This window comes from Isoptericola sp. NPDC056618 (assembly GCF_042792715.1).
Taxonomy (GTDB): domain Bacteria; phylum Actinomycetota; class Actinomycetes; order Actinomycetales; family Cellulomonadaceae; genus Isoptericola; species Isoptericola nanjingensis.
The window spans coordinates 1-26984 of the sequence record NZ_JBHTVZ010000022.1 but is presented as its reverse complement, the minus strand read 5'-3'; the positions used below and the strand labels follow the sequence as shown (position 1 = coordinate 26984).

24 protein-coding genes are annotated in these 26984 nt (G+C 74.0%); 3 read left to right on the top strand and 21 right to left on the bottom strand.

The window, feature by feature from the left end; genetic code table 11:
• Positions 1–48 precede the first annotated feature (48 nt).
• The 5 genes from htpX to ACFQ8T_RS19395 form a co-directional block, all read right to left on the bottom strand.
• The gene (gene htpX / locus ACFQ8T_RS19415) at positions 49–942 is read right to left on the bottom strand and encodes a zinc metalloprotease HtpX (protein ID WP_429764854.1); all 894 of its coding nucleotides are present in this window, start codon (positions 940–942) and stop codon (positions 49–51) included.
• Positions 943–1099: 157 nt separating this feature from the next.
• Positions 1100–2512: an FAD-dependent oxidoreductase gene (locus ACFQ8T_RS19410; protein ID WP_430548116.1), complete on the bottom strand. Its 1413-nt coding sequence runs from the start codon at positions 2510–2512 to the stop codon at positions 1100–1102.
• 176 nt (positions 2513–2688) lie between these two features.
• Complete coding sequence (locus tag ACFQ8T_RS19405; protein ID WP_430548115.1) at positions 2689–3807, bottom strand: NAD(P)/FAD-dependent oxidoreductase; 1119 nt, start codon at positions 3805–3807, stop codon at positions 2689–2691.
• A complete protein-coding gene (locus ACFQ8T_RS19400) occupies positions 3807–4331 on the bottom strand; it encodes an isoprenylcysteine carboxyl methyltransferase family protein (RefSeq protein ID WP_429764893.1) in 525 nt (174 codons plus the stop codon). Before ACFQ8T_RS19400 ends, ACFQ8T_RS19405 begins: the two co-directional genes overlap by 1 nt.
• Positions 4328–5410, bottom strand: coding sequence for a type III polyketide synthase (locus ACFQ8T_RS19395; protein ID WP_430548114.1), 1083 nt, complete (start codon positions 5408–5410; stop codon positions 4328–4330). The genes ACFQ8T_RS19400 and ACFQ8T_RS19395 overlap by 4 nt, the downstream gene beginning before the upstream one ends.
• Before the next feature lie 126 nt (positions 5411–5536).
• Between ACFQ8T_RS19395 and ACFQ8T_RS19390 the strand changes: the two genes are divergently transcribed.
• Both ACFQ8T_RS19390 and ACFQ8T_RS19385 read left to right on the top strand, forming a co-directional pair.
• Positions 5537–6412 carry a UbiA family prenyltransferase gene (locus ACFQ8T_RS19390; RefSeq protein ID WP_430548113.1) on the top strand — a complete coding sequence of 292 codons (876 nt, stop codon included), beginning with the start codon at positions 5537–5539 and terminating at the stop codon, positions 6410–6412.
• A gap of 64 nt (positions 6413–6476) precedes the next feature.
• Positions 6477–7055: a prepilin peptidase gene (locus ACFQ8T_RS19385; RefSeq protein ID WP_430548112.1), complete on the top strand. Its 579-nt coding sequence runs from the start codon at positions 6477–6479 to the stop codon at positions 7053–7055.
• A 40-nt stretch (positions 7056–7095) separates the two neighbouring features.
• On the opposite strand, the gene ACFQ8T_RS19380 is transcribed toward ACFQ8T_RS19385, so the two are convergent.
• From ACFQ8T_RS19380 to ACFQ8T_RS19305, 16 genes are all read right to left on the bottom strand, one after another.
• Entirely contained in the window at positions 7096–8151 is a 1056-nt protein-coding gene (locus tag ACFQ8T_RS19380) for a polyprenyl synthetase family protein (RefSeq protein ID WP_430548111.1), read from the bottom strand.
• 92 nt (positions 8152–8243) lie between these two features.
• Entirely contained in the window at positions 8244–9992 is a 1749-nt protein-coding gene (gene nuoN / locus ACFQ8T_RS19375) for an NADH-quinone oxidoreductase subunit NuoN (RefSeq protein WP_430548110.1), read from the bottom strand.
• Positions 9989–11620, bottom strand: a complete 1632-nt coding sequence (locus ACFQ8T_RS19370; protein WP_430548150.1) for an NADH-quinone oxidoreductase subunit M — start codon at positions 11618–11620, stop codon at positions 9989–9991. Before ACFQ8T_RS19370 ends, nuoN begins: the two co-directional genes overlap by 4 nt.
• Positions 11621–11690: 70 nt before the next feature.
• On the bottom strand, positions 11691–13610 hold the full coding sequence (gene nuoL / locus ACFQ8T_RS19365) for an NADH-quinone oxidoreductase subunit L (protein WP_430548109.1): 1920 nt from the start codon (positions 13608–13610) through the stop codon (positions 11691–11693).
• A gap of 28 nt (positions 13611–13638) precedes the next feature.
• A complete protein-coding gene (gene nuoK, locus ACFQ8T_RS19360; RefSeq protein ID WP_429735884.1) occupies positions 13639–13938 on the bottom strand; it encodes an NADH-quinone oxidoreductase subunit NuoK in 300 nt (99 codons plus the stop codon).
• Positions 13938–14780 (bottom strand): NADH-quinone oxidoreductase subunit J, encoded by an 843-nt coding sequence (locus ACFQ8T_RS19355; protein WP_430548149.1) that lies wholly within the window; start codon positions 14778–14780, stop codon positions 13938–13940. Before ACFQ8T_RS19355 ends, nuoK begins: the two co-directional genes overlap by 1 nt.
• Before the next feature lie 47 nt (positions 14781–14827).
• Positions 14828–15607, bottom strand: coding sequence for an NADH-quinone oxidoreductase subunit NuoI (gene nuoI / locus ACFQ8T_RS19350; protein WP_430548108.1), 780 nt, complete (start codon positions 15605–15607; stop codon positions 14828–14830).
• A complete protein-coding gene (gene nuoH, locus ACFQ8T_RS19345) occupies positions 15604–16962 on the bottom strand; it encodes an NADH-quinone oxidoreductase subunit NuoH (RefSeq protein WP_430548107.1) in 1359 nt (452 codons plus the stop codon). The genes nuoI and nuoH overlap by 4 nt, the downstream gene beginning before the upstream one ends.
• A complete protein-coding gene (locus ACFQ8T_RS19340; protein WP_430548106.1) occupies positions 16959–19616 on the bottom strand; it encodes an NADH-quinone oxidoreductase subunit G in 2658 nt (885 codons plus the stop codon). Before ACFQ8T_RS19340 ends, nuoH begins: the two co-directional genes overlap by 4 nt.
• Entirely contained in the window at positions 19616–20950 is a 1335-nt protein-coding gene (gene nuoF / locus ACFQ8T_RS19335) for an NADH-quinone oxidoreductase subunit NuoF (RefSeq protein ID WP_430548105.1), read from the bottom strand. The genes ACFQ8T_RS19340 and nuoF overlap by 1 nt, the downstream gene beginning before the upstream one ends.
• Complete coding sequence (nuoE, locus tag ACFQ8T_RS19330; protein ID WP_430548104.1) at positions 20943–21824, bottom strand: NADH-quinone oxidoreductase subunit NuoE; 882 nt, start codon at positions 21822–21824, stop codon at positions 20943–20945. Before nuoE ends, nuoF begins: the two co-directional genes overlap by 8 nt.
• Complete coding sequence (locus ACFQ8T_RS19325) at positions 21821–23167, bottom strand: NADH-quinone oxidoreductase subunit D (RefSeq protein WP_430548103.1); 1347 nt, start codon at positions 23165–23167, stop codon at positions 21821–21823. Before ACFQ8T_RS19325 ends, nuoE begins: the two co-directional genes overlap by 4 nt.
• The gene (locus tag ACFQ8T_RS19320) at positions 23164–23976 is read right to left on the bottom strand and encodes an NADH-quinone oxidoreductase subunit C (protein ID WP_430548102.1); all 813 of its coding nucleotides are present in this window, start codon (positions 23974–23976) and stop codon (positions 23164–23166) included. Before ACFQ8T_RS19320 ends, ACFQ8T_RS19325 begins: the two co-directional genes overlap by 4 nt.
• Positions 23973–24524, bottom strand: a complete 552-nt coding sequence (locus tag ACFQ8T_RS19315) for a NuoB/complex I 20 kDa subunit family protein (RefSeq protein ID WP_429735902.1) — start codon at positions 24522–24524, stop codon at positions 23973–23975. Before ACFQ8T_RS19315 ends, ACFQ8T_RS19320 begins: the two co-directional genes overlap by 4 nt.
• Before the next feature lie 124 nt (positions 24525–24648).
• Positions 24649–25011 (bottom strand): NADH-quinone oxidoreductase subunit A, encoded by a 363-nt coding sequence (locus ACFQ8T_RS19310; RefSeq protein ID WP_429735904.1) that lies wholly within the window; start codon positions 25009–25011, stop codon positions 24649–24651.
• 76 nt (positions 25012–25087) lie between these two features.
• Positions 25088–26401, bottom strand: a complete 1314-nt coding sequence (locus ACFQ8T_RS19305; RefSeq protein ID WP_430548101.1) for a geranylgeranyl reductase family protein — start codon at positions 26399–26401, stop codon at positions 25088–25090.
• Between the two features lie 299 nt (positions 26402–26700).
• Between ACFQ8T_RS19305 and ACFQ8T_RS19300 the strand changes: the two genes are divergently transcribed.
• Entirely contained in the window at positions 26701–26925 is a 225-nt protein-coding gene (locus ACFQ8T_RS19300) for a YtxH domain-containing protein (protein ID WP_430548100.1), read from the top strand.
• Positions 26926–26984 lie beyond the last annotated feature (59 nt).

The following is a 26984-nucleotide window of genomic DNA, read 5'->3' as shown; positions in this document are numbered from 1 at the left end:
TGGCAGACCGGCGTCGGCCACGCTCCCCGAGCGCGGCCCCACGGGCCGTCAGTAGCGGGTGATTCCGCCCGGGCCGAAGCCCGTGCCGCCGGCCATCTTCTCCAGGCGGGCGATGCGGTCCGCCATCGGCGGGTGCGTGGAGAACATCTTCGCCATGCCCGCGCCGCGGAACGGGTTGGCCAGCATGAGGTGGGAGACGTTCTGCAGCTCGCGGGTCTGCGGCAGGGGCGCCTTCGCCGTGCCGGACTCCAGCTTGCGCAGCGCCGACGCCAGGGCCATCGGGTCGCCCGTGAGCTTGGCGCCGTCCTCGTCCGCGTCGTACTCCCGCGTCCGGGAGATCGCCATCTGGATCATCATCGCCGCGAACGGCGCGAGGATCGCCATCGCCAGGGCCGCGAGCGGGTTGCCGCCCTCGCGCCGGTCGCCGCCGCCGAAGATCAGCAGGAACTGGGCCAGCGAGGTGATGACGCCGGCCATCGCGGACGCCACCGACGACGTGAGGATGTCGCGGTTGTACACGTGCATCAGCTCGTGCCCGAGCACGCCGCGCAGCTCCCGCTCGTCGAGCAGCCGCAGGATGCCCTCGGTGCAGCACACCGCCGCGTTCTTGGGGTTGCGCCCCGTCGCGAACGCGTTCGGGGCCTGCGTGGGCGAGATGAACAGGCGCGGCATGGGCTGGCGGGCCTCCGTCGAGAGCTCCCGCACGATGCGGTACATCTCCGGCGCCTCGAGCTCCGTCACCGGGTAGGCGTGCATCGCCCGGATCGCGATCTTGTCGGAGTTCCAGTAGCCGACGAACGTCGTGACGAGGCCGATCCCCACGAAGACGACGAGCATGCCCGCGCTGCCGCGGAAGAACAGGGCCCACAGGCCGAGGACCACGGCCCACATGACGCCGAAGAGCGCCGCCGTCTTGAGACCGTTGAAGTGCTGGTGGCCCATGTGTCCTGCCGTCTCCTTCCGTGCGCCCTGCCCGCGCCGGCGCGCCGGCAGGATCCCACGGGGTGAACGCGCCGAGGGGCCGGGCGGTTCCCGCCACCCCGCCGAGGTAGCACAGGACCCCGCGAGGTAGCTCGCGGGGCCCGGTACCACCTCGGCGTCAGGAGGACGCGCGACGCTTCGCGATGTCGAGCATCTCGTCGCGCGGCACGACCTTGATGCGCTCGCGGCCGTGCGGCTCGCCCAGCGACTTCTCGTGCTCGTCGAGCAGGACGAAGTCGTCCCACTCGACGACGTCCACGCCGCGGTCGGCGAGGAAGTCCAGCACGGCCTGCGGGTCCGCCTGGGTGGCGGTGCGTCCGCCGGTGACGTCGCCCGTCGCGACGTCGCCGCCGTCGCCCACGCCCGTGACGTCCTCCACGAGGTGGCGGATCGTCTCGGACGCGTCGGACTTGGTGTGGCCGATGAGGCCGACCGGCCCGCGCTTGATCCAGCCGGTGGCGTACACGCCGGGCAGGTGGTCGCCGTCGAGGTCGACGACGCGGCCCTCGCGGTTGGAGATGACGCCCTTGAGCTCGTCGAAGGGGATCTCCGGCAGCGGCGAGCCGAAGTAGCCGACCGCGCGGTAGACGGCCTGGACCGGCCAGTCGTGGTGCTCGCCCGTGCCCTTGACCGTGCCGTCGCCCTGCAGCGCGGTGCGCTCGGTGCGCAGCCCGACGACCTTGCCGTCCTCGCCGAGGATCTCGGCGGGGGCGTGCAGGAAGTGCAGGTGCAGGCGGCGGGAGGCCTTCTGCGTCGACGGGTCGACGAGGGTCCAGTCCGTGAGCGTCTTGACGACCTGCTTGGTCTGGTTGGACGACTCGACGGCGGCCATCGAGCCCTCGTCGAAGTCGTAGTCCTCGGGGTAGACGACGATGTCGACGTCCGGCACGTGGCCGAGCTCGCGCAGCTCCAGCGGCGAGAACTTCACCTGCGCCGGGCCGCGGCGGGCGAAGACGTGCACGTCCGTCACCGGCGACGACTTGAGGATGTCGTAGACGTTGGCCGGGATCTCGGTGGGCAGCAGGTCGTCCGCGTGCTTGGCAAGGATGCGCGCGACGTCGAGGGCGACGTTGCCGGCACCGAGCACGGCGACCTCCTTGGCCTCGAGCGGCCAGGTGCGCGGCACGTCGGGGTGGCCGTCGTACCAGGACACGAAGTCCGCGGCGCCGTACGAGCCGTCGAGGTCGATGCCCGGCACCGGCAGCTCGTGGTCCTTGATCGCGCCCGTGGAGAAGATCACGGCATCGTAGAACTGGCGCAGGTCGTCCAGCTTGAGGTCGACGCCGTAGTCCACGTTGCCCAGCAGGCGGACGTCGCCGCGGCTCAGCACGCGGTGCAGGGCGGTGATGATCTGCTTGATGCGCGGGTGGTCCGGGGCGACGCCGTACCGCACGAGGCCGAACGGGGCGGGCAGGCGTTCGAAGAGGTCGATGCTCACGTCGAGGTCGGTCTTCGACAGGATGTCCGCGGCGTAGATGCCGGCGGGGCCTGCGCCGACGATCGCGACGCGCAGAGGTCGGATGCTGCTCACTGCGGGATACGCCTTCCGGATCGGGTATGCGTGGCGTTCGATTCTAGGAGGATTCTCCTGCGATCGGGTGAGGCTTACCTCACCTGTCAGGGTCCAGCCTTACCCAGGGTGCCACAACCGTCCCGCCATGTGAACGGGTTGTCTTGCAGATCGGTCACAGTTGCCTCGGGCTTTCGTCAACGGGCCAGCCGTTCGACCACCGCGCCGTACAGCGCCGGAGCGCGGGCGGCCGCCGGCACCACACCGCGGCGGAGGGGCGACGTCGCCGCCGCCACGAGCCCGGTCGTGAGCCATCGCACGTCCCGGGTGGCCCGGGACCACGCCCGCTCGTACCCGGCCGGGTCGTCGAGGTGCGCGACGGCGGCGCGCGCCTGCGCGAACCCGACCCGCAGCCCCTCGCCCGTCAGCGCGTCCACGTACCCGGACGCGTCCCCGACCAGCCGCACCCGCCCGGCGGTCCGCGCCCGGCTGCGCACGAGCATCGGCCCGGCGCCCCGCACCGGACCCTCCGGCTCGGCGCCCGCCAGCCGGTCGGCGAGCTCCGGCAGGGTCGCGAGCGCGGCGTCGAGGTCCGCGCCCGCCGGGCCGAGCACGGCCACGCCCACGAGGTCCGGCGCCACGGGCGTGACGTAGGCCTCGACCCGCGGGGCCCAGTGCACCTCCACGAGGTCCGTCCACGGCGGCACCCGGAAGTGCCGGCGGAGCCCGAACCGCCGCCGGCGGTCGCGGCCGACGCGCCGGCGCACGACGCCGCGGAGGACACCCTCGCGGGGGCCGACGTCGCGCAGGTCGAGCCCCACCTCCCGCCGCACGCGCGAGTGCAGCCCGTCGCAGGCGAGCAGCCAGCGGCCGCGGACCCCCGCGGCCTCGACCCCGCCGGCGCCCTGCGCCACCGTCCCGGCCCGCCGGGGCAGCACGGCGGCGCCGGCGTCGAGCGCGGCCGCGTGCAGCGCGGCGTGCAGCGCGGTCCGGCGCACACCCCGGCCGGGCCCGCCCGCGAACCGGTGGTCGGCGACCACCCCGTCCTGGCGGTAGGAGATGCCGCGCAGCGGCCAGCCCTGCGGGTCGACCCCGAGACGGCGCACGGCGGCGAGCGTGCCGGGCATCAGCCCCTCGCCGCACGCCTTGTCGACCGGCGCCGTCCGGGGCTCCAGCACCACGACGCCCAGCCCGGCCCGCCGCGCCTCGATCGCCGCGGCGAGGCCGACGGGGCCGCCGCCGACCACGAGCACGTCCGTCTCGACGTCGACGCCGTCGACGCCGTCGACAGCAGGGTCGGGCGGGCGGCCGGGCATCAGCCGACCTCGGCAGCCCGCAGCGCGCGCTCCTCGGCGGGGATGCGGAACCCGAGCAGCAACCAGGCGTTCAGGACGGTGAACGCCAGCGCCGTCACCCACGCCGTGTGCACCAGCGGCAGCGCGACGCCCTCGACCACCACGGCCACGTAGTTGGGGTGCGCCAGCCAGCGGTAGGGGCCGCGGCGCACCAGCGGCAGCCCGGGCACCACGATCACGCGGGTGTTCCACCGCTCCCCCAGCGTCGCGATGCACCACCAGCGCAGGCCCTGGCTCGCGAGGACGAGCGCGAGCATGGGCCACCCCAGCCACGGCAGGAAGGGCCGGTCGGCGACGAGGACCTCCACCACGCACGCCACGAGCAGGCCCGTGTGCAGCGCGACCATCGCCGGGAAGTGCCCGCGGCCGGACTCGACACCCCCGCGCGCGAACGACCAGCGCGCGTGGCGCGCCGAGACGACGAGCTCGGCCAGCCGCTCCAGGCCGGTCGCGAGCACGAGGGCGGCGTAGAGCGCCGCGCTCATGCCGCCCCCGCCGCGGGTGCCCGCAGCAGCACCAGCTCGACCGCGACGCCGGGCCCGAACGCCATGAGCACCGCCCACCCGCCCGGCGGCGGCGCGCCGTCGTCGAGGGTCGCCGCGAGCACGTGGAGCACGGACGACGACGACAGGTTGCCCTCGGCCGCCAGGGTCGCGCGGGTGCGGGCCACCGCCTCCTCGGGCAGGCCGAGGGCGTCGCGCACGGCGTCGACGATCTTCGGCCCGCCCGCGTGCACCACCCAGGTGCCGACGTCGCCCGGCTCCAGGCCGTGCGCGGCCAGCAGGTCCTTGACGTCCCCCGCGAGGTGCGCCCGCAGCAGCTGCGGGAGCTCCGCCGACAGCACGATGCCGAACCCGGTGTCCCGGACCTCCCACCCCAGGTGCCGCTCGGTGCCGGGGTAGAGCCGGCCGCGGGCGTCCACGACCCGCGGCCCGGAGCGGGGGCCGCGCGGCTCGACGTCCTCGCCCGCGACGACCACGGCGCTCGCCCCGTCCCCGAAGAGGCCGGACGAGAGCAGGTTCGCGGTCGAGCCGTCGTCCCGCTGCAGCGTGAGCGAGCACAGCTCGACGGAGACCAGCAGCGCCACCTGGTCCGGGTGCCCCGCGAGGTACTCGTGCAGGTGCGCCAGCCCGGCCGCGCCGCCCGCGCAGCCGAGCCCGAAGGACGGCACCCGGCGGACGTCGGGCCGCAGGCCCAGGCGGCCCACCAGCCCGGCGTCGACCGACGGCGCCCCCACGCCCGTCACCGACGTGAAGAACAGCAGGTCGACGTCGCCCGGGTCCACGCCCGCGGCCGCGAGCGCCTCCCGGCACGCCCGCTCGGCCAGCGCCGACCCCTCGCGGGCGAACACGGCGTTGGCGTCCGCGAACCCGAACGGCCGCTCGTACTCGGCGAGCGGGAGCGCGAGGTGCCGGGTGCGCACCCCGGCGGCGGCGTGCAGGCGGCGGGCCAGCTCGCGGCGCGGCCCTGCGTCTGCCAGCAGCGGGGCGACCATCTCGGCGATCCGCTCCTGCGGGTGCGCCGGACCGGGCAGGACGGGGGCGACGGCGAGGACGCGCGACATGCTTCGCATCGTGGCACCGCCGCCGTTCCCCCGCGCGGGGGCCGGTCGTTCCCGCCGCGACGGGGCCTGGCGAGGCGCTTGCGAAGGGGCCCGGCGGGATCGGGCCCCGCGGCGTAGGTTGCCCCCGTGGGCGGCGACACGACGGGGACGGCGCGGGTCACGGCCGCGGCGCGGGCGCGCGGGCTGCTGCTCTCCACGCACCCGGCCCCCGCGGCGGTGGTCACGGGGCTGGCCCTGGTGTTCGCCGTCGGCGTCGGCCTCACCGCGGGCCGTGCCCTGCTCGTCACGGCGGCCGTGGCCGCCGGCCAGCTGTCGGTGGGGTGGAGCAACGACTGGCTCGACGCCGCGCGCGACCGTCGCGTCGGGCGCGCGGACAAGCCGACGGTGACGGGCGCCGTGGCGCCCCGCACCCTCCGGACGGCCGCGTTCGTCGCCCTGGCCGGGTGCGTCGTCCTGTCCTTCGCGACGGGGCTCGTGCCGGGGCTGCTGCACGTCGCCGCGGTCGGCAGCGCCTGGTCGTACAACGCGCGGCTCAAGTCGACGCCGCTGTCGTGGCTGCCCTACGCCGTGAGCTTCGGGCTGCTGCCCGCGTTCGTCGTGGCCGCCGCGGGCGACGGCCGGGTCGTCGCCGGCTGGACGGTCGGCGCGGCCGCGCTGCTCGGCGTCGGCGCCCACCTCGCCAACGTGCTGCCCGACCTCGAGGACGACGCCGCCACCGGGGTGCGGGGCCTGCCCCACCGCCTGGGCCGCCGGGGCACGAGCGTGCTGGCACCCGTGGTCCTCGCGGCGGGCAGCGTGGTGATCCTCCTCGGCCCGCCGGGCCCGCCCTCCGCGGCGTCGGCGACGCTCGCCGGCGGCGCGGTCGTGCTCGCCGCCCTCGCCGGGACCGTGGGGGTGGTGCGGCCGCACAGCCGCGCGCCGTTCCTGCTGAGCCTGGCCGTGGCGGTGGTGTGCGTCGCGCAGCTCGTCCTCGCGGCCGACGCCGTGGCGCTCCCGGGCTGAGCCGGCCGCCACGGGCTGTGGACGGCGCCCCCCGCGCCCCGACGCCGGCGCATAGCATCCGCGGGTGCCCCCGATCCTCCACCGTGCCCGTGCCGAGGTCGCGCCCCATCGCCGCGCGGTGACGTGGGGAGCCGTCCTCGGGGCGGCCTGGGCGGTGTGGGCGAGCGGGCCCGGCTGGGCGACCCCGGCGCTCGTCGTGGCCGCCGTGGCCGGGGCCGCGCTCTGGGTGGTCGACGCCCGCACGCACCGGCTGCCGGACGCGCTCACCTACCCGGCGACGGCGGTCGTCGCCGGGCTGCTCGCCCTCGCGGCGCTCGCCGGCGGGACGTGGGACGCGGCGCTGCGGGCGCTCCTCGGCGGCCTCCTGCTCGGCGGGGCGTACCTGCTGCTGCACCTCGTCCACCGCGCGGGGATGGGGCGCGGCGACGCCAAGCTCGCCGTGCTCCTCGGCCTCGTCACCTCCTGGTACGGCTGGCCGGCGCTCGTCGCCGCGGCGGTGCTCCCGATCCTGCTCGGCGGGTGCGTGGCGCTCGTCCTCATGGTCACCCGGCGGGCGTCGCGCGGGACGGCGCTGGCCTTCGGCCCGTACCTGCTCGCCGGCGCGGCGCTCGCGGTGTCGTTCGCGCGGCTGGCCGCCGCCTAGCCCGTCGGCACCCGGTCGCTCGGCCCGATCGCCGAGCTGGTCACGCCGTCCGGTCGGCCAGCGCCTGGGCGAGGTCGGCGAGCGCCTCCTTCACCGAGCCGTCGGGCAGCGGCGCCAGCTCCGCGGCGGCCTCGCGCGCCCACCGGCCGGCGAGCGAGCGGGTCTCGGCGAGCACGTCGTGCGCCCGCAGCTCCGCGACGACGGCGGCGAGCGCGTCGTCGCCGTCGAGGTCGCCGTCGAGCCGGGCGACGAGCGCCGCGTCCGCCGCGGAGCCCTCGCCCCGCGCGACCCGTTGGCGCAGCAGCAGCACCGGCATCGTCGGCACGTGCTCGCGCAGGTCGGTGCCGGGCGTCTTGCCGGACTCGTCGCCGGACGACGCGATGTCGAGCACGTCGTCGGCGAGCTGGAACGCGACGCCCACCTTCTCGCCGTACGCCGCCACGGCCTCGACGACGGCGGGCTCGCAGCCGCCGAACATCGCGCCGAGGCGCGCCGACGTCGCCAGCAGCGACGCCGTCTTGTCGCTGAGCACCTGCAGGTAGTGCTCCACCGGGTCGTCGTCGGCCCCCGGCCCCATCGTCTCGTGCAGCTGGCCGAGGCACATGCGCTCGAACGTGCGCGACTGCAGCACCACCGCCTCCGGGCCGAGGCCCGCGACGAGCGCGGACGCCCGGGCGAACAGGAGGTCGCCCACCAGGATCGCGACCGAGTTGCCCCACACCGTGTGCGCCGCGGGCGCCCCGCGGCGCAGCGGCGCGGAGTCCATGACGTCGTCGTGGTACAACGACGCGACCTGCGTGAGCTCCACGACGACGGCCGCGTCCACGAGCTCCGGGCGCGACCCGTCGCCCAGCTCGCCCGCGAGCAGCGTGAGCAGCGGGCGGAACCGCTTGCCTCCGGCCGCGACGAGGTGCCGCGACGCGTCGTCGGCCAGCGCGTCCGCCGAGGCCACGGCGTCGTCGAGCGCCGCGTCCACCCGCGTCATGCGCTCGGCGAGCCGGTCGGCGAGCGCCGGGTCGGACAGCGGGATCGCCGGCGGCGCCGGGGGCGGCGTGGGCCCGGGCCGGGGGGCCGAGGTGGAAGGAGCGCGAGTCACTGTCCGAACCTATCCGGCCGGGGCGCCGAACACCGCACCGAGACGGCACTCGGCCGCGTCAGGTCGGACACCCCGGCACGAGCGTCGGGCCGTCAGGGACGGAACTGCGCCGCCTGGCCGACCAGGTCCAGCGCGCCCGCCGGGAGGATGCCGAGGAGCAGCACGCCCACCGCGCACACCGCGATCGCGAACGCCGCGGGGCCGCGCGAGCCGACCACCGTCACGACCGTCCGCGAGACGAGCGTGCGGGTCGCGGCACCCGTCACCGTGGCGGTGCCGCCGCCGCTGCCTCCGCCCTGCTGGTCGCTCTCCGTCGTCCCCGACGACGCCGTGCCGTGCTCCCCACCGGGCGGCGGGGTGAGGACCATGAGCACGATGACGCGGACGTAGAAGAACACGGAGACGGCGGACGCGAGCACGCCGAGCAGCGCGAGGGGCCACGCCCCCGCCTCGACGGCGGCCGAGAACACGCCGAACTTCGCCACGAACCCGGCCGTGAGCGGGATCCCCGCCATCGACAGGAGGAACAGCGAGAACGCCGCGGTGAGCCACGGGGCCTTGCGGCCCAGGCCCGCCCACTGCGCGAGCCGCGTGGCCTCGCCCAGCACCACGCCGTCGTCGGGGACCGTCCCGACCGCCCTGTCACCGGTGTCGTCGCCCGACACCGTGCGCTCGCGCACCAGCGTCACGACCGCGAACGCGCCGACGGACGCGAGCCCGTAGGCGAGGAGGTAGAAGAGCACGGCCCGCGAGCCCGCCTCGTCCATGCCGACGACCCCGACCAGGAGGAAGCCGGCGTGGGCGATCGCGGAGTACGCGAGCAGGCGCTTGACGTCGGTCTGCACGGCGCCGACGACGGTGCCGATCAGCATCGTGAGGATGGCGACCGCCCAGAGCGCCACCTCGACGTCGTGCCTGGTCGCGGGGTCCAGGCCGTTCGCGAGGGTGAACAGCACGCGCACCAGCGCGCCCATCGCGGCGGCCTTGGTGCACGCCGCCATGAACCCGGTGATCGGCGTCGGGGCGCCCTGGTACACGTCCGGGGTCCACGCGTGCAGCGGCGCGGCGCCGATCTTGAACAGCAGCCCGCTGAGCACCAGCAGCAGCCCGACCACCACCAGGGCCGGCATCGACCCCAGCGGCGAGACGGACGGGTCCGCGAGCACCTGGACCACGCCCTGCAGCCGCACGGTGCCGGCGAAGCCGTAGACGAGCGCGATGCCGAAGACGAACAGCGCGGACGCGAAGGCGCCCAGCACGAAGTACTTGAACGCGGCCTCCTGGCTGAGCAGCCGGCGGCGGCGCGCCGTCGCGCAGAGCACGTACAGCGGCAGCGACAGCACCTCGAGCGCGACGAACATGACGATGAGGTCGTCGGTGGCCGGGAACAGCAGCATGCCGCCGGTCGAGAACAGCAGGAGCGGGTAGATCTCGGTCTGCTGCAGGCCCGCGCGGCGCGTCTCGTCCTCGTACGCGGTGCCCGGCACGGCGGCCGCGGCCGGCGCGAACGCGTCCTGGCCGGTCGTGGTGCGCTCCGCGACGACGAGCACGCCCAGCAGCGCGCACACGCCGATCACGGCCTGCACGCCCAGGCCGAACGGCGTCAGCAGGTACGACCCGCCGACCACGGAGAGCGCGTTCTCCTGCACCCGGTCCCACAGCAGCCCGACCGCCACGAGCGAGCCCGCGAGCGCCGCCAGGGTGAGCGTGAGCTGCGTCGTGCGGCGCGCCCTCGCGGGCACGAACGCCTCCAGCAGCACGCCGAGCACTCCCGCCGCCAGCACGATCAGCACCGGCGAGACGGCCGCCCAGTCGATGAGCGGTGCGACGAAGTCGTTCACAGCAGGCTCCCCTCGGTGGGCACGGCCCCGGCACCGGTGACGGGCTCGGCCGACGACTGGATCACGGGCGGCGGGTCCGTCTCACCGACCTGCTCGACGGCGACCTCCCCGGGCGCGCGCACGTAGTCGAGCAGCGGACCGGGCACGAGGCCGAGCACGAGCAGCGCGCCGACGAGCACTCCGGCCACGGTCTTCTCACGGCCGTCGAGGTCGCGCGCGGACGCGAGCTCCGGCGTCGTCTCCCCCGTGAACATGCGCTGGTAGGTGAGCAGCACGTACACGGCGGCGAGGACGACGGCGGGCACGGCGACGATCACCGCGGCGGGCCAGCGGGCGTACGACCCGAGGAACACCATGATCTCGGAGACGAACGTCGCGAGGCCGGGCAGCGCGGCCGCGGAGAGTCCTGCCACGAGGAACGTGCCGCCCAGGACCGGCGCCACCTTGCGCAGGCCGCCGTAGTCTCCGATGAGCTGGCTCTGGCGCGGGTGCCGCGCGATCGCGAACCCGGCGACGAGGAACAGCGCCCCGGTGGAGATGCCGTGGTTGAGCATCATCAGGCCGGAGCCCGCGGTGCCCAGCGAGGTGAACGTGAAGATGCCCAGGATGATGAATCCGAAGTGGGACACCGACGTGTAGCCGATGAGGCGCAGCAGGTCGCTCTGGCCGATCGCGAGGATCGCGCCGTACAGGATCGAGATCACCGCGAGCACGATGACGAACGGCGCCGCCCAGCGGCTCGCCTCGGGGAACAGCGGCAGGCACAGGGTGAGCATCCCGAAGGTGCCGACCTTGTCGAGCACGCAGATGAGGAGCGTCGAGGTACCGGCCGTCGCGTGCTGCGTGACGTCGGGCAGCCACGAGTGCACGGGGAACATCGGCGCCTTGATCGCGAACGCGAGGAAGAAGGCGCAGAACATGAGCTTCTCGGCCGTCGGGTCGAGCGTCAGCCCCGTGAGGTTGTCGGTGAGGAAGGTCTGCGGCCCGCGGTCCGCGGCCGGCACCTGCAGGTAGAGCGCGATGACGCCCACCAGCATGACCAGGCCGCCGGCCAGCGAGAACAGCAGGAACTTCACCGCCGCGTACCGGCGCTGCGGCCCCTGCCCGAACCCGCCGATGAGGAAGTAGGCGGGGATCAGCATGGCCTCGAACACCACGTAGAAAAGGAACACGTCGCGCGCCACGAAGACCGTCACCATGAACGCCTCGAGCAGCAGCACGGTCGCGAGGTAGCGGCGCAGCCGCACGTGGTCGCCGCCCTGCTCGCGCCAGGCCGCGAGGATCACCAGCGGCACGAGGGCCACCGAGAGCGCCACCAGCAGCAGGCCCACGCCGTCGACGCCGACGGCGTAGCTGGCGCCGATCGGCGGGATCCAGGAGTACGTCTCGGTGAGCTGATGGGTCCCCGCGTCGCCGGTGTCGAAGGCCGCGAAGGCCCCGACCAGCAGGAGGACCTCCACCAGCGCGCCGACCAGCGCGACCGTGCGGGCGGCACCGGCCCCGAACCGGCCCCCGGTGACCGGGCCTGCGGCCGGTCGGCCCCTGCCCACCCCCGTGAGGGCCGTCGCGGCCGCGGCCACCAGCGGCCACACGATGAGGACCGTGAGCCAGGGGAACCCTGTGGACATCGTCATGCGTCCCCGTCCTTCGTCGTCGACGTCTTCTTCGGCGTCATCGCCATCGCTCCCGCCACCCCGATCAGCTCGCCAGGACCCACACGACCAGCCCGACGACGCCGAGGCCGCCGAGCATCGTCGCCGCGTACGACCGCACGTAGCCGTTCTGCATCCGCCGCAGCCGGGAGCCGAGGCGCCCGATGCCGCCGGCCAGGCCGAGCCAGCCGCCGTCGACGGCCGTGCGGTCCGAGTACACGAGCGCCCGGGTGAGGTACTGGCCCGGCCGCATCACGAGCGACTCGTTGACGGCGTCCTGGTACAGGTCGACCCGCGCCGCCCGCACGACGGCCGGCGCCGACGGCGGCTCGACCGGCACCGCCGCGACCGCGTACTGCCGGAACGCGAGGAACGCGCCGAGCACCACCAGCACCAGGGTGAGCGTCATGAGCAGCCACACCGGCAGCACCGGCTCGTGGTGCTCCGCGTGCCCGGTGACCGGCTCCAGCCAGGTGACGAACCGGTCGCCGAGGGCCAGGATCCCGCCGAGGAACACCGACCCCGCGGCGAGGATGATCATCGGCCACGTCATGAGGCGAGGGGCCTCGTGCGGGTGCCGCTCCACCGTGTCGTCCGCGCCGTCGCTGCTCCACCGTCGACGACCCGCGAAGGTCATGAAGAAGAGCCGCGACATGTAGTACGCGGTGATCCCGGCGCCCAGCAGCGCGGCCAGGCCGAACACCCACGGCCGCCAGCCCTCGCCGACGAACGCGGCCTCGATGATCTTGTCCTTCGACCAGAACCCGGAGAACGGCGGCACGCCCAGGATGGCGAGCCAGCCGAGCCCCATCGTGATCGCGGTGACCGGCAGCAGCCGGGCGAGCCCGCCGAAGCGGCGCATGTTCACGTCGTCGTCCATCGCGTGCATCACGGACCCGGCGCCGAGGAACAGCCCGGCCTTGAAGAAGCCGTGCGTGAGCAGGTGGAAGATCGCGAACGCGTACCCGACCGGCCCCAGGCCGGCGGCGAGCATCATGTAGCCGATCTGCGACATCGTCGACGCCGCGAGGGCCTTCTTGATGTCGTCCTTGGCGGTACCGACGATCGCGCCGAACAGCAGGGTCAGCGCGCCGACGATCGCGACGACGAGCTGCGCGTCCGGCGCGGCCTCGAGGATCGGGCCGGAGCGCACCAGCAGGTACACGCCGGCGGTCACCATCGTCGCCGCGTGGATCAGCGCGGACACCGGCGTCGGGCCCGCCATCGCGTCCCCGAGCCACGCCTGCAGGGGCAGCTGCGCCGACTTGCCGCACGCCGCCAGCAGGAGCATGAGGCCGATGGCGGTCATCACGCCCTGGCCGGCCGCCGTCGCGCCCTCGCCGGCCGCCGGCAGCACCGTGCCGAAGCTCAGCGAACCGAAGGTCGCCAGCAGGAGCATCATCGCGACGATGAGCCCCATGTCGCCGACGCGGTTCATGACGAACGCCTTCTTGCCCGCGACCGCGTTCTCCCGCTTGCCGTCCCAGAACCCGATGAGCAGGAACGACGCCAGGCCCACGCCCTCCCAGCCGACGAAGAGCAGCAGGTAGGAGTCCGCGAGCACCAGCAGCAGCATCGCCGCGACGAACAGGTTGAGGTACCCGAAGAACCGGCGCCGGTCGACGTCGTGGTCCATGTACGCCACCGAGTACACGTGGATCAGCGTGCCGACGAACGTCACGAGCATCACGAACGTCATCGACAGCGGGTCCACCTGGAACCCGAGGTCCACGTGCAGGGCCCCCGCGTCGATCCACGTGCCCACGGTGTGGGTGCCCACCCGCTGGTCCGCCGGGGTGCCCAGCATGTCCAGCAGCATCACCAGCCCGACGACGAACGTCGCCGCGCTGGCCAGCACGCCCAGCCAGTGCCCCCACCGGTCGGTGCGCCGGCCGGCGACCAGCAGCACGAGGGCGCCGATCATCGGGGTCGCGACCAGCCAGGGGGCGAGGGAGAGAGTCTGCATCGTCGTCTGCGTGTCCACAGGTCGCCTCTCAGCTGTGCAGCAGGTTGACGTCGTCGACCGAGGCCGACCGGCGGGAACGGAAGATCGTGATGATGATCGCGAGCCCCACCACGACCTCGGCCGCGGCGACCACCATCACGAAGAAGGCGAGCACCTGGCCCGTCACGTCGCCGTGGATGCGCGCGAACGTCACGAACGCGAGGTTGGTGGCGTTGAGCATCAGCTCCACGCCCATGAACACCACGATGGCGTTGCGCCGCAGCAGCACCGTCGTCGCGCCGATCGCGAACAGGATCGCGGCCAGCCCCAGGTAGTGGGTGATCTCCATCAGCGCACCTCCCCCGTGCCGGAGCCCGTGTCGGACGCAGGGTCCGACGGGGTGCTCCGAACGTCTGACAACCCGTCGTCGATCTCGCGCTCGTCCGGCGCAGGGCGCGGCCCGGTGAGCCGTGTGCCCGACAGGTCGCGGCCGACGAGCGTCTCCTCCTCGGCGAGGACCGCCGTGGCCGACCGCTCCTGCCCGCGGATGCGCAGCACGCGCGGCACGGAGTGCGGCAGCGGCTCGCCGTCGGGGCCGAGCGCCGGCGTGTCCATGGCGTTGTTCTGCGCGTAGACGCCGGGCGCGGGCAGCGGCGTGAGCGTGCTGCCCTGCGGCAGTGCGGCCACGCGCGCGGCCGCGAGGACGCGCTGGGTGGGCCGCACGCTGAGCCGACGACGGTGCGTGAGCACCAGGCCGGCCAGCGCGGCGGTGACCAGCAGGACGCCGACCACCTCCATCGCGAGGACGTAGTCGCCGAGCAGCACCCGGGCGAGAGCCACCGGGTTGGTGAGCTCCTCGGTCGCGGCCAGCCCGACCGCGGGCGGGAACGCCGCCTGCGCGATCACGCCGAGCAGCACCACGACCAGCCCGAGCCCGAGCAGCACGCCCAGCCAGCGCTGGCCCTTGATGGTCTCGGTCAGCGAGTCGGCGGAGTCGACGCCCACCAGCATCAGCACGAACAGGAAGAGCATCATCACGGCGCCCGTGTAGACGACCACCTGCACGACGCCGAGGAACGGCGCCTCCTGCGCCACGTAGAGGATGGCCAGCCCGACCATCACGAACATCACGCACACCGCGGCGTGCACCGCCTTGCGGGCGAAGAGCAGCCCGAGCGCGGCGAGCACCATGAGCGGCGCGAGCACCCAGAACAGCGCGGCCTCCGCGCCCGACGCCGTCACCGCGGGCCGTCCGTCAGGTCAGGGCTGGGGAGCGTCGCGACGTGCCCGCCCTCGGCGGCCTGCCGGGTCGCGACGGCGGCCTTGGTGGCGCTGCCGCGCAGCCGGTGCCGGCGCGGGGTCGGGGGCGGCGCGTCCCCGTGCGCCACGCGGGCGGCGGCGTCCAGGGTCGGGTCGTCCGGCCGGTGCTCGCGCACCCAGTCGACCTGCTGCGCCGTCGGGGCGGTGACCTCGCCGCGGTAGTACTCGGTGTCCGTGGTCCCCTCGACCATCGGGTGCGGCGCGGCGAGCATCCCCTCCGCGAGCGGGGCGAGCAGGTCCTGCTTCTCGTAGATCATCCCGGCGCGGTCGGGCCCGGCGAGCTCGTAGTCGTTCGTCATCGTGAGCGCCCGGGTGGGGCACGCCTCGATGCACAGCCCGCAGAAGATGCAGCGCAGGTAGTTGATCTGGTAGACGCGGCCGTAGCGCTCCCCGGGCGACATGTGCTCGCCGTCGGGCAGCTCCGCGTTGTCCGCGCCCTCCACGTAGATCGCGTCGGCGGGGCACGCCCACGCGCACAGCTCGCAGCCGATGCACTTCTCCAGCCCGTCCGCGTAGCGGTTGAGCTGGTGGCGCCCGTGGTACCGGCGCTGCGGCGCCGTCTTCTTGCGCGGGTACTGCTCCGTCACCGTGGGCCGGAACATCGACGAGAACGTCACGCCGAACCCGGCCACCGGGGCGAACAGCTCCCCCAGCGGTCCCTTGGACGGGCGCAGCGGCTCGTACGGCTTGTCGGTCATCGCGTCTCCTCGGATCGGTCGACGGCGGGGTCGGGGGCGGCGGACGCGCCCGGGACGTCGGCGGCCTGCATCACGTGCCGGCGCGCGCGGGGCGACGGCGGCAGGGCCTGGCCGGGCAGCGGCGGCACGGGGAACCCGTCGGCGAAGGCGTCGAAGTCGCCGGCCGGACGGCGCGCGTCCCCCGGTGGTCCGTCGCCGTCGGCGGCCTTCGCCTTCCGGTCGGGCCAGAGCCACAGGAGGCCGATGACGACCACCGCCGCGACGGCGACGCCGGTGATGAGCTGGGTGCGGGTGACGCCCGCCAGGCCGAGGTACTGGAACACGCTCAGCACCACGACCCACACCAGCGCGACCGGGATGAGCACCTTCCAGCCGAACGACATGAACTGGTCGTAGCGCAGCCGCAGCAGCGTGCCGCGCACCCAGACGAACACGAACATGACCAGCCAGAGCTTGACCAGGAACCACAGCACGGGCCACCAGCCGGTGTTGAACATCCCGTCGTTGATCGCCGACAGCGGCCACGGCGCCCGCCAGCCGCCCAGGAAGAGCGTGGTGGCGACCGCGGAGACGTTGAGCATGTTGATGTACTCCGCCAGGAAGAACCAGGCGAACTTCATCGAGCTGTACTCGGTCATGTAGCCGGAGACGAGCTCGCCCTCGGCCTCCGGCAGGTCGAACGGGAGCCGGTTGGTCTCGCCGATCATCGAGATGACGTAGACGACGAACGCGGGCAGCAGGGGCAGGAACCACCAGATGCTGGTCTGCGACGCCACGATCTGGGAGGTCGACATCGAGCCGGCCATGATGAACACGCTGACCAGCGAGAGCCCCATGGCGAGCTCGTACGAGATCACCTGGGCCGTGGACCGCACCGACCCGAGCAGCGGGTAGGTGGAGCCCGACGACCAGCCGCCCAGCACGATCCCGTAGACGCCCATCGACGCGCAGGCCAGGACGTACAGGATCGCGACGGGGAAGTCGGTGAGCTGCGCGGGCGTCGAGTAGTCGGTGAACGGGATCGTCACCTCGGGGCCGAACGGGATGACGGCGAACACCAGCAGCGCGCAGAACACCGAGATCATCGGCGCCAGCAGGTACACGATCCGGTCGGCCCGGGTGACGTTCACGTCCTCCTTGAGCAGCAGCTTCATCGCGTCCGCGAGCGACTGCAGCAGGCCGAACGGGCCGTGCCAGTTGGGTCCCGGGCGCACCTGCATGCGCGCCACGACCTTGCGCTCGAACCAGATCGCGAAGAGCACGCTGGTCAGCAGGAAGACGACGATGAGCACCGCCTTGATCAGCGACACCCACAGCCAGTCGTTGCTGAAGTCGGACGCGACGCCGGGGATCATGCGGCCCCTCCCTGTGACTTCTCGTCGGTCGAGCCCGGGACCCCGCCGGCGGCGACCGCCTCCGGCGCGCCGATCCGCACCAGGTCGCCCGGCGCGGCGCCGAGCGTGTCGTGCACGCGGCACCCGCGCGACGCGAGCGGCAGCCACACCACGTGGTCGACCATCTCCGTGATGGCGACGGGCACCGTCACGGCGCCGCGGTCGGTGGCCACGGTCACGCGGTCGCCGTCGTACACGTCGACGGCGGCCGCCGTGGCCGCCGACATCCGCGCCACGGGCCGCTTGGCGGTGCCGGCGAGGAACTGCTCGCCGTCCTGCAGGGCGCCGTCGTCGAGCAGCAGGTGCCAGCTCGCCAGCACGGCGGACCCGGTCGGCACCGCGGGCGGCTCGACCGGCTCCCCCTCCGGTGCCGGCACGCGCGCCCCGCCCCAGGCCGGCAGCGCCGCGATCGCGCGGTGCGCGTCGAGCGCGGTCGCCGCGCCGAGCGCGACGCCGGCCTGGTCGGCCAGCGCGTCGAGCACGCGGTGGTCGGGCAGCGCCGACGACTCCAGCGCCTGGCCGAACGCGCGGACGCGCCCCTCCCAGTTCCAGTACGACCCGGCCCGCTCCACGGGCGGGGCGACGGGGAGCACGACGTCGGCCAGCTCGGTGACCTCCGAGCGACGGACCTCGAGCGAGACCACAAAGCCTGCGGCCGCGAGCGCGCGCCGGGCGTGGGCGGGGTCGGGCAGGTCGGCGAGCTCCACCCCGCCGACGAGGACGCCGCCGAGCTGCCCGACGGAGAGCCCGTCGAGGATCTCCGCGACGTCGCGCCCCGGCGCGGCCGGCAGCGCGTCCGCGTCGACGCCCCAGGCCGCGGCCACCTCGGCGCGGGCCGCGGGGTCGGTCAGCGGGCGGCCGCCGGGCAGCAGCCCGGGCAGGAGGCCCGCCTCGAGGCCGCCGCGCTCCCCCGCGCGGCGCGGGATCCAGGCGACACGTGCGCCGGTGGCCTCCGCGAGCCGCAGGACCGCCCCGTAGGCGCCGGGCGCCGACGCGAGCCGCTCGCCCACCAGGATCAGCGCGCCGGGCGTCGCGAGCCCGTCGGCGACGGCGCCCAGCGTGGCGGTGTCGGAGTCGGCGGGCACGAGCCCGCCGCCGGCGCGGGTGGCGAGGATGCCCAGCCACTCCGCCTCGGTGCCGGGCGCGGCGGGCAGCAGCTCGCCGTCGAGCCGGGCGAGACCGCGGCTCGCGAACGGGGCGACGGCCCACACCTTCGTGCCGTGCTTGCGCACCCCCTTGCGCAGCCGCAGGAAGGTGACGCCGGCCTCCTCCTCGGCCTCGAGGCCGGCGAGCAGCACGGCGGGCGCGGCCTCGACGTCGCCGAAGGTCACGCCGACGCCGGTGCCCGCCACCGCGTGGCCCAGGAACGCCGTCTCCTCCGCCGAGCCCACGCGGGCCCGCAGGTCGACGTCGTCGGTGCCGAGCACCGTGCGCGCGTAGCGCGACCAGGCGAACGCGTCCTCGACGGTCAGCCGGCCGCCGGGCAGCACCCCGACGCCGCCGGCCGCGCGGGCGGCGGCCAGGCCCTCGGCGGCGAGCTCGAGCGCCTCCACCCACGACGCGGGCCGCAGCTCGCCGCGCGACACGACGGCGCCGCGCTCGTCGAGCACCCGGTCCCGCACCAGCGGGACGGTGAGCCGGTCGGGCGCCGCCTGCCACGTGAACGCGAAGCGGTCCTTGTCGGTGATCCACTCCTCGTTGACCGCCGGGTCCTCCCCCGACAGCCGGCGCAGCACCACGCCGCGCCGGTGGTCGACGCGGATCGCGGAGCCGCACGAGTCGTGCTCGGAGATCCCCGGCGTCGACACCAGGTCGAAGGGCCGGGAGCGGAACCGGTAGGCCGCACCGGTGAGCGCGCCCACCGGGCAGATCTGCACGGTGTTGCCGGAGAAGTACGACGCGAACGGCTGACCGCCGGCCGTGGCCGCGGCCGACCCGAACGTCGCCTCGGCGGGCTCGCCGGGCGGCGGCGTGAAGTCCAGCACCGTCTCGTCGAACCGGCCGATCTGCTGGTGCGCGCCGCGCTCCTGCAGCGCGATGAACGCGTCGCCCGCGATCTCGTCGCTGAACCGGGTGCAGCGCTGGCACAGCACGCAGCGCTCGCGGTCCAGCAGGATCTCCGTGGACACGGCGATCGGCTTGGGGAAGGTGCGCTTGACGTCCTCGAACCGGGTCTCCGCGCGACCGTTGCTCATCGCCTGGTTCTGCAGGGGGCACTCGCCGCCCTTGTCGCACACCGGGCAGTCGAGCGGGTGGTTCATGAGCAGCAGCTCCATGACCCCGTGCTGCGCCTTGTCGGCGACCGGCGACGTGCGCTGCGTCTTGACGACCATGCCGGGCGTGACCGTCATCGTGCACGACGCCTGCGGCTTCGGCATGGGCCGCACGTTGCCCTCGCGGTCGGGCATCGCGACCTCGACCAGGCACTGCCGGCACGCGCCCGCGGGCTCGAGCAGCGGGTGGTCGCAGAACCGCGGGATCTGGATGCCCACCTGCTCGGCCGCGCGGATGATCAGCGTGCCCTTCGGCACCGTCACCTCGACCTCGTCGATGGTGAGCGTGACCGTCTCCACCGGGGGCGCGGCCGCGGTGGACTTGTCCGTGGTCGCCGTCATCAGTGACCTCCCGCCCCGGCGAGCGCCGGCGACTGCTTGGGGGTGTACGGGAACAGGGCGCTCGCGCTCGGGTCGAAGGGGCACCCGTGGCCGTCGATGTGCGCCTGGTACTCGTCGCGGAAGAGCTGGATGCTCGACGTCACGGGCGACGTCGCGCCGTCGCCGAGCGCGCAGAACGCGCGGCCGAGGATGTTGTCGCACAGGTCGAGCAGGAGGTCGACGTCGCGCTCCTCGCCCTGGCCGGCCTCGATGCGGTGCAGCACCTGCTTGAGCCAGTAGGTGCCCTCGCGGCACGGCGTGCACTTGCCGCACGACTCGTGCGCGTAGAAGTCGGTCCACCGGCTCACCGCGCGGACGACGCACGTCGTGTCGTCGAAGAGCTGCAGCGCGCGGGTGCCGAGCATCGACCCCGCCGCCCCTACCGACTCGTAGTCGAGCGGGGTGTCGAGGTGGTCGGCCGTGAACAGCGGCGTCGACGACCCGCCCGGCGTCCAGAACTTCAGCTCGTGCCCGGCCCGCATCCCGCCGGCCAGGTCGAGCAGCTCGCGCAGCGTGATCCCGAGCGGCGCCTCGTACTGGCCCGGCCGGGTGACGTGCCCGGACAGGGAGAACAGGCCGTGCCCCTGCGACTTCGCGGTGCCCATGCCGGCGAACCAGTCGGCACCGCGCGCGACGATGCCCGGGACCGACGCGATGGACTCGACGTTGTTCACCACCGTGGGCCTCGCGTACAGGCCCGCGACGGCGGGGAACGGCGGCTTGAGCCGCGGCTGGCCGCGCTTGCCCTCGAGCGAGTCGAGCAGCGCCGTCTCCTCGCCGCAGATGTAGGCGCCGGCGCCGGCGTGCACGGTGACGTCCAGGTCGAAGCCGGTGCCGAGCACGTCCTTGCCGAGGAACCCGGCGTCGTACGCCTCCTGCACCGCGGCCATCAGCCGCCGGTACACGTGCAGCACCTCCCCGCGCACGTACACGAACGCGTGGTGGCAGCCGATCGCGTAGCTGGTGATCGCGATGCCCTCCACCAGGTGCTGCGGGCTCGCCAGCATGAGCGGGATGTCCTTGCACGTGCCGGGCTCGGACTCGTCCGCGTTGACCACGAGGTAGCGCGGGCCACCGTCCGGCGGGGGCAGGAAGCCCCACTTCATGCCGGTCGGGAAGCCGGCGCCGCCGCGGCCGCGCAGCCCGGAGTCCTTGACCGTCTGCACGAGGTCCGCGGGCTCCATCGTCAGGGCCTTGCGCAGCCCGGCGTACCCGCCGGCGGCCTCGTACGACGCCAGCTTCCACGACCGCTCGGCGTCCCACGTGTCCGTGAGCACCGGCATGAGGTCAGTCATCGCTGCCACCCTTCTCCGGCTCGGGGTTCACGTCGCCGCCCGACGGCGAGCGGCCGGGGCTCTCGTCCCCCGGCGCGGTGGGCTCGCGCTCCGCGCTCGACTGCGCCGTCCCGGTCTCCGGGGGCACCTCGGCGGCCGAGCCGGCCGAGCCCCCGTCGGTGGTCTCGGCGGGCTCGGCCGACGAGGGCTCCCCGCCATCGACGGCGGCCGCGGCGCGCGCCAGGCGCAGGCCGGCGAGCGTCGGCTCCCCCGCGCCCACGCCCTCGTCGGCCCGGCCGTCGGTGAACCCTGCGAGCACGCGGCTCATCTGCTTGAAGCCGCACACCGACGACGCGCCGCGCGTGGGCGCCACCTGCTCGCCCGCCCGCAGGCGGTCGGCGAGGTCCGTGGCCGACTCCGGCGTCTGGTTGTCGAAGAACTCCCAGTTGACCATCACGACCGGCGCGTAGTCGCAGGCGGCGTTGCACTCGACGCGCTCGAGCGTGATCGCGCCGTCCTCGGTGGTCTCGTCGTGCCCGACGCCGAGGTGCTCGCTCAGCTCGTCGAAGATGGCGTCGCCGCCCATCACCGCGCACAGCGTGTTGGTGCACACGCCCACGGTGTAGGTGCCGTTGGGGTGCCGCTTGTACTGCGTGTAGAAGGTGGCGACGGCGCTCACCTCGGCGGGCGTCATCTCGAGCTGCTCGGCGCAGAACAGGATGCCGTCGCGGCTCACGTAGCCGTCCACCGACTGCACGAGGTGCAGCATCGGCAGCAGGCCGGAGCGCGGGTCCGGGTAGCGCGCCTTGACGGCCGCGGCGTCGGCGGCCAGCGACGCGAGCGTGTCGGCGTCGTACCGCGTGGCCGAGCGGGCGCTCGTGGGTTCTGCCGTCATCGGTCGACCCCTCCCAGCACGGGGTCCAGGGACGCGACGGCGACGACGACGTCGGCCACCTGGCCGCCCTCGCACATCACCGACACGGCCTGGAGGTTGTTGAACGACGGGTCGCGGAAGTGCGCCCGGTACGGCTTGGTGCCGCCGTCGGACACCGCGTGCACGCCCAGCTCGCCGCGCGGGTGCTCGACGGTCTGCCACGCCTGCCCGGCCGGCACCCGGAACCCCTCGGTGACGAGCTTGAAGTGGTGGATCAGGGCCTCCATCGAGGTGCCCATGATCTGGCGGATGTGGTCGAGCGAGTTGCCCTGCCCGTCGGCACCGATCGCGAGCTGCGCCGGCCACGCGATCTTCTTGTCCGCCACCATGACCGGCGCCCCTGACGTCGCCTCGAGCCGGGTGAGCGCCTGCTCCACGATACGCAGCGACTGGTAGCACTCCTCCAGGCGCAGCACCACGCGGGAGTAGCAGTCCGCGTCGGTCGACGTCGGCACGTCGAAGTCGTACGTCTCGTACCCGGAGTACGGGAACGCCTTGCGCACGTCGTACGGCAGCCCCGTGGAGCGCAGCACCGGCCCGGTGACGCCCAGCGCCATGCAGCCGGCGAGGTTGAGCACGCCGACGTCGGTGAGGCGCGCCTTGAAGATGGGGTTCGCCAGCATGAGGTCGCCGAGCTGGCCGAGGTACTGGCGGATCTTCGGCAGCGCCGCCCGCACCTGGTCCTCGAACCCCTCGGGCACGTCCTGCGCGACGCCGCCCGGCCGCACGTACGCGTGGTTCATGCGCAGCCCGGTGACGGCCTCGAACAGCCGGAGGATCTCCTCGCGGGCGGTGAAGCCGATCGTCATGACCGTCGTCGCGCCCATCTCGTTGCCGCCCGTGCCCAGGCAGACGAGGTGGGACGCCACCCGGTTGAGCTCCATCATCAGCACGCGGATGATCGACGCCCGCTCCGGCACGTCGTCGGTGACGCCGAGCAGCTTCTCGGTGGCGAGGCAGTACGCCGTCTCCTGGAAGAGCGGCGCCAGGTAGTCCATCCGGGTGCAGAACGTGGTGCCCTGCGTCCAGGTGCGGAACTCCATGTTCTTCTCGATGCCGGTGTGCAGGTAGCCGATGCCGCAGCGGGCCTCGGTGACCGTCTCGCCGTCGATCTCGAGCATGAGGCGCAGCACGCCGTGCGTGGACGGGTGCTGCGGGCCCATGTTGACGACGATGCGCTCCTCGCCCACGGCCTCGCGGGCGATCTCGTCCCAGTCGCCGCCGGACGCCTCGAAGCCGGGGATGCCCGGGTCGAACTCGTCCGCGGTCGGCGGCCGGGTGGCGCTGAAGGTTCCGGTGGTCATGAGTAGGACCTCCTGGTGTCCGGCGGCGGCACGGTGGCGCCCTTGTACTCCACGGGGATGCCGCCGAGCGGGTAGTCCTTGCGCTGCGGGTGGCCCGGCCAGTCGTCGGGCATCTCGATCCGTGCCAGGCCCGGGTGGTCGTCGAAGACGATCCCGAAGAAGTCCCAGGTCTCGCGCTCGTGCCAGTCGTTGGTCGGGTACAGCGACGTGGTGGAGGGGACGTGCGGGTCGGCGTCGGGCACCGACACCTCGAGCCGCACGCGGCGGCCGTGCGTCACGGAGGTGAGGTGGTAGACGGCGTGCAGCTCGCGGCCCGTGTCGTCGGGGTAGTGCACGCCCGAGACGCCGAGGCTGAGCTCGAACCGCAGGTCCTGGTCGTCGCGCAGCGCGCGGCAGACGGCGAGCAGGTGCTCGCGCGCCACGTGCAGCGTGAGCTCGGCGTGCGGGCTCGGCGAGTCGGTGTGCGGGTCGACGACGACGCGCTCCACGGCGACGTCGAACGCGACGCCCTGCTCGCCGAGCACCTCGGCGAGCACGTCCACGGCCTCGTCGAACCAGCCGCCGTACGGCCGCGTCGCGGCGCCGGGCATCGCGACCGGCTGCACCAGGCCGCCGTACCCGGACGTGTCGCCGGAGCCGTGGACGCCGAACATGCCGCGCCGCACCTCGACGACCTCCGGTCCGCGCCCGCCCCGGCCGGCCTGCTCGCTGCCCGGCACCAGCTCCCCGGAGCGGGGCCCCAGGACCTCCTCGGGCTGCGGGACGGGCCTGTCCGCAGCGGACCCGCCCGCCGTCGTGCCGTCGCTCATCGCAGCAGCCCCTTGAGCTCGAACGTCGGGGTGGCCTCGAGCGCCGCCGCCTCGGCGGCCGCGGCCGCCTCCTTGCGGTTCACGCCCAGCGGCGAGTCCTGGATGTGCTGGTGCAGCGCGAGGATCGCGTTGATGAGCATCTCCGGGCGCGGGGGGCAGCCGGGCAGGTACACGTCGACCGGCACGATGTGGTCGACGCCCTGGACGATCGCGTAGTTGTTGAACATGCCGCCGCTGGACGCGCACACACCCATCGACAGCACCCACTTGGGCTCGCTCATCTGGTCGTAGACCTGCCGCACGACGGGCGCCATCTTCTGGCTCACCCGGCCCGCGACGATCATGAGGTCCGCCTGCCGCGGCGACGCCCGGAAGACCTCCATGCCGAACCGCGACAGGTCGAACCGCGACGCGCCGGCCGCCATCATCTCGATGGCGCAGCACGCCAGTCCGAACGTCACCGGCCACACGGACGCCTTGCGCAGGTAGCCCGCCAGGTCCTCGATCGTCGTCAGCAGGAAGCCCGACGGAGCCTCTTCCAGGCCCATGACCCCTCCCCTTCGTGAACATCGGCGTGAGGATCCTCGGCGCCGATGCCGTCCGTAGTGCCGTGTCGTGCTGGGTGGTGCAGGTCGTGCGGTGGTGCTGGTCGTGCTGGTCGCGCGCCCGGGCCTAGACCCAGGTGAGGCCGCCGCGCCGCCACTCGTAGACGAACGGCACGGTGATGAGGGCGAGGAACGTGAGCATCGCGACGAGGCCGAAGCCGGCCAGCACGGCGAAGTCCACCGCCCACGGGTAGAGGAAGACGACCTCGATGTCGAAGACGATGAACGTCATCGCCACCAGGTAGTACTTGACCGGGAGCCGGCCGCCGCCGACCGCGTGCGGCGTCGGCTCGATGCCGCACTCGTAGGCGTCGAGCTTCGCCCGGTTGTAGCGCTTGGGCCCGATGACGGCGCTCGCCGCCACGCCGCCCACGGCGAGCACCAGGGCCACGCCCATGAGCATGAGGACCGGCACGTACGGGTTCGTCATCGCAGGTCCCCCGTCCGCACGGCCGCACGCTTCTCGACCTCGTGCATCTCGACCACTCCCTTGTGCTCGTGTGCGCTCATGCCGCAGGGACCACCCTCGTGAGCCCCGCGATGACCCGGTCCACCCAGTCACCGCCGCGCGGCTCGTAGCAGTCGGACAGCAGCTTGAGCACGAACCGCATGACCACCGGCCGCGGCAGCCCGTGCTTCACGCAGATCCGCATGATCTGCGGGTGCTCGATGAGCCGCACGAACCAGCGGCCCAGCGTGTAGTAGCCGCCCAGGTCGGCCCGCATCCGGTCGGCGTACGACGCGAGCGTCCGCTCGCGCGCGTCGTCCGTGGCTCGGGTGCGCGCCTGGGCGATCGCGTCGGCGGCGACCCGGCCCGCCTGCAGGGCGTAGGCGATGCCCTCGCCGTTGAACGGGCTGACCATCCCGGCCGCGTCGCCCACCAGCACCGCGCCGTCGCGGTAGAGCGGGCTGCGGTTGAAGCCCATCGGCAGCGCGGCCCCGCGGACCGGCCCCACCTGGTTCTCGGGGGTGAACCCCCACTCGGCGGGGGCGTTGCGCATCCAGGCCCGCATCATGCCCTTGTAGTCGTGACCGTTCGCGGACTGCCGCGCGGGCGTGGAGCTCACGGAGCCCAGGCCGACGTTCGCCGTGCCGTCGCCGAGCGCGAAGATCCAGCCGTAGCCCGGCAGGAGGTTCGAGGCGCCGGGCGCGCCGTCCCACAGCTCGAGGTGCGACTCCATCCACGCGTCCTCGTGCCGTGAGGTGCCCTCGGTGCGGAAGTACGTGCGCACCGCCGTGCCGAGCGGGCGGTCGTCACGGCGGGCGACCCCCAGCCCCGTCGCGAAGCGCGAGGAGACGCCGTCGGCCGCGACGACGACGGGCGCCCGGTAGGTGGTCTCGGCGCCGTCGGCGCGACCGCGGACGTCGAGGGCCTGCGTCCGCACGCCCACGACGCGGCCGTCGCGCTCGTCGAGGACCGGTCCGGTCACCTTGGTCCGCTCGAGCAGCTTGCCGCCGCCCGCCTGCGCGTGCTGCGCCAGCCGGTGGTCGAGCGACATGCGCGAGCGTGCCATGCCGTAGCCGGGGAACGAGTCGAGGTCCGGCCAGGGCAGCTCCCACGACCGGGCGCCGGCCACGACGCGCAGGCCCTCGTTGCGGATCCACCCGTCGTCCTCGCGGGTGCCGAGCCCCATGCGGGCCAGCTCGCCGACGGCGCGAGGCGTCAGCCCGTCGCCGCACACCTTGTCGCGGGGGAAGGAGGCCTTGTCGAGCAGGAGCACGTCGAGGCCGGCGGCGGCGCACCAGTGGGCTGTGGACGAACCGGCCGGGCCGGCGCCCACGACGATGACGTCGGCGTCGTCGACGCGACCTGACCGCACGTGCTCACCTCGCTCCCTCGAGCGCCCCGGCGACGGTGCCGGAGTCGATTTGTGAACCCCATCACAACTCTTGCGAGCACTCTAGTCACGTTCTGGCGGCGCTGTGTAGGAAGGTAACCCTTCCTTCGGGTCGCGGCGGTCCCCGGCGTCGTGGGACGGCGCGTCCCCGCAGGTCCGGCAGGGTCCCGGCGGCGGCATGTCGCGGGGTGCGTACGACCGCGGTCGCGCCTACGGTCGTGCGCACGACCACGACCCGGCCGTCAGCGGCCACCATCCGCACGACCATGAGGAGGCGCGACATGAAGGCAGGACCGGCATTCGTCGTCGGCGCGGCGCTCGGCTACCTGCTCGGCACCGAGAAGGGCCGGCAGCAGCTCGACAAGGCCAAGGACTGGGCGACGGAGACCTGGAACGACCCGCGCGTCCAGGCCAAGGTCTCGGACGTCACGAGCAGCGTGACCGAGTTCGCCAAGGAGCAGGGCAGCGCCCTCAAGGACCGCACCGCCGGCAGCTCACCCAGCTGACCACGGTCTGTTCGGCAGCGGGTGGATCAGTTCGGCAACGTCACGTGCCGAACTGATCC